Annotated in this window: 1 protein-coding gene and 2 pseudogenes; all 3 read right to left on the bottom strand. The window is 64.2% G+C overall.

What is annotated here, in order from left to right; translation table 11 throughout:
- Positions 1-724 (bottom strand): annotated as a pseudogene (locus EOA38_RS33515) (hypothetical protein); the annotation flags it as partial.
- On the bottom strand, positions 670-1,434 hold the full coding sequence (locus EOA38_RS33510; RefSeq protein ID WP_189435104.1) for an MBL fold metallo-hydrolase: 765 nt from the start codon (positions 1,432-1,434) through the stop codon (positions 670-672). The pseudogene EOA38_RS33515 and the gene EOA38_RS33510, both read right to left, overlap by 55 nt.
- Positions 1,427-2,498: pseudogene (locus EOA38_RS33505) on the bottom strand (peptidase S8); the annotation flags it as partial. The pseudogene EOA38_RS33505 and the gene EOA38_RS33510, both read right to left, overlap by 8 nt.

Raw genomic sequence — 2,498 nt, 5'->3', positions numbered from 1 at the left:
AAGCGAAAGCTGGCTTTCCATTCGCGTTCGCCAGCCAGGCATCGTCGGCCCGGATGACCCGGCCCTTGGTCTTTGCTTCGAGCGTGGTCAGGATCGCGCCATAGGGCATCTCGCCCCAATGGACCTTTAACGCATCCAGCTTGTTGGTGGGAACGAAAGCCGAGAGGTCCGGGCTCGTTATCAGGTCGAGTCCCTGCTTTTCCGGCGTGGCGTTCTGGCTGCCGTGATGCGCGACCTTCAGATAGACGGTGCGCGCCAGAAGGTCGGCGGTGGTGACGGTCGCCGCTCCCACCTGGAACTTCAGATCCTTCCAGCTCAGCCAATTGCCGATCTGGGCGTCGCCCGGGAACAGGAACACGTGGCCGGTGTCGGTGAATTCGAAGGCGAGCACAAGGCTGGTGTTGTTGACGCCGCGATCGAGCTGCAGCGCCAGGTCGGCGGCAATTGCCATCCAGTCGGCGTCGATGCGGCGCCAGGACTGGTCGCGATCCTCCATGGGTGCCGCGCCCGAAACCGACCCGGAATAGTGCTTGCTGGTAAAAGCGCCTATATCGACGGCCGGATCGCTGCCCTTGTCGCCGTTCAGCGCCGCGGAAAGCGGCGTGCCGATGTTGCGTTCGAAGGGGCTGAGTTCGTCGATATAGGTCGGATCGTCGGCCTGGTTCATCTTCAGCCCGGATGCGAGCGCCCGTGCAAACGGCCCGCCGCTGGCGAGCGGAAACATCTCGCTCGCCTTTTCCTCCAGTCGGAGAGCTGCCTTGTCGCGCGGCGGACCGAGCACATAAATCCGAAGATTGGGCAGTTCCGCGATGGATTGCGGCGCCCCGCCGGGCTCGAATAGGTGGGCGATGGTTTTGCGGACAACTTTGCCGCGGCATTGCGCGCCGAACGCACCCGTTCCCCGGCCGCGCCGAACTGGAAGCCGAGCACGGCCTGCAGACCGTCGCGGACGCCCGCCATGTAAGGGTTGAGCCCCTGCATGCCGTCAAGCTTCTGGCCCGCGCTTTGCAGCGCTGCGAGCGCCTGGCCCTTGAACTTGTCGAGCTCCACGGCTTCGGCGTCGGCGGGGTTTTCGGTCCAAGCCATCCAGACATCGCCGACGGCAAAATCCTTGAACAGGTCCTTCGCGGTCAGGAACCCCGAGACGTGGTCCCAGTGCTCATGCGTGACGACGAGCACATCGATCCTGCCGCCCGTCTCCTTCTTAAGGTCGGCGACGATGTCGGCGACGAGCGCCGGACCGCCTGTGATCGAAACGTGGATGCCGCAATCGATCAGCATGCGGAACAGCGAGCCATCCGGCTTCGTGAAGGTGAGCAGGTGGCAGTCGCCGATGCCCTGGCAATAGTGCCGGACGGTGACGGCCGATGGGCGCGTCGCCGCGGTACCCGTGACATCCGCTGTCCTTCCCCTTGCCGCAGGCCTTCTAGACATGGTCGTCGTCTCCGTCGCTGGCATGCAGCAGGGCGAAGGGTTCCGACACCTCGCCGCCGAAATAGAGCGCTCTGAGCGGCGACAGATAGTTTGCCGCCATCGTCCCGGCCTGCCGCTTCTGCCGGTCCGCGCTGCCGGTGTTCTTGATGATCGAGTAGCGGATCTCCTCAAAGCCTTCGCGCGGGTCGATGATGATGGTCGCGCCGCCGCGGAACCAGAAGAAGCCGTCGCCCTTGTTCACGCCATGCGGCGCAGCAGTGCCGTCGAAGGCGACGGGTATCCGCTGCTGGATAACGGCGACCACCTCGACGCGGAACGAACCGTCCGGCTCGACCCGCCGCGTCGGCCGCACGCTGTAGATGTCGAAAGTCGTCTCGCCCTTCTTCGGCGCGTGCATGACCGTGCCGTCCTCATTGTAGCGCGGCAGGTCGGGCAGCAGGCCGAACTGCTTGTAGAGGACCGGGTTGGACGCGAAGGCCTTGTGCATAGCCTTCCACAGCGCGTAGCGGTTTTTGTCATTGAGGGCGAAGATCTCGGCGCGCTTCAGCTTCTGGTTCCAGCCGAGGTCGATCTTGCTCAGCAACCCGCTCAGCCATGGTGGCGAAGGGTCTTCCGGCGCGCTCCAGGCGAGCGTCTCTTCCGAAATGGTGCGCACGTCGCGCGGCAAAAGCTTCCACTTGCGGAAGGATTCCAGGAACGCCAGGCGATAATGGAGCGGATCGTCCGGATAGGCATCGCGGTCGGCAGTGATCAGCGCGCGCAGATACTCGCCGAAGGTGATGTCGACGGCCGGGCAATAATCGAGCGCACGGATGCACATGTTGAGCATCTGTCCGGCGGTCTTGGCAACCTCGTCGGTAAGGCGCTCGACAAGGCTCGGATGCAAGGTGCCTGCCGGCAGGATACCGGTACCGCCGGTGGCAAGCTGGATCAGATCGTCGGTGCGGCGGTCGGCGATGGCGATGAACGCCTGATAGACCGCGAAGACGAGGATCGAGCCGCGGTCATGCGCCTCGAAGGTCTTGTCGTAGTCGAGGTCAGCCATGCCCGAGCCGCCATATTCG

The organism is Mesorhizobium sp. M1E.F.Ca.ET.041.01.1.1, from assembly GCF_003997355.1.
Lineage (GTDB): Bacteria > Pseudomonadota > Alphaproteobacteria > Rhizobiales > Rhizobiaceae > Mesorhizobium.
The sequence above is the reverse complement of the archived record's forward strand: the minus strand, read 5'-3'. Positions and strand labels throughout refer to the sequence as shown.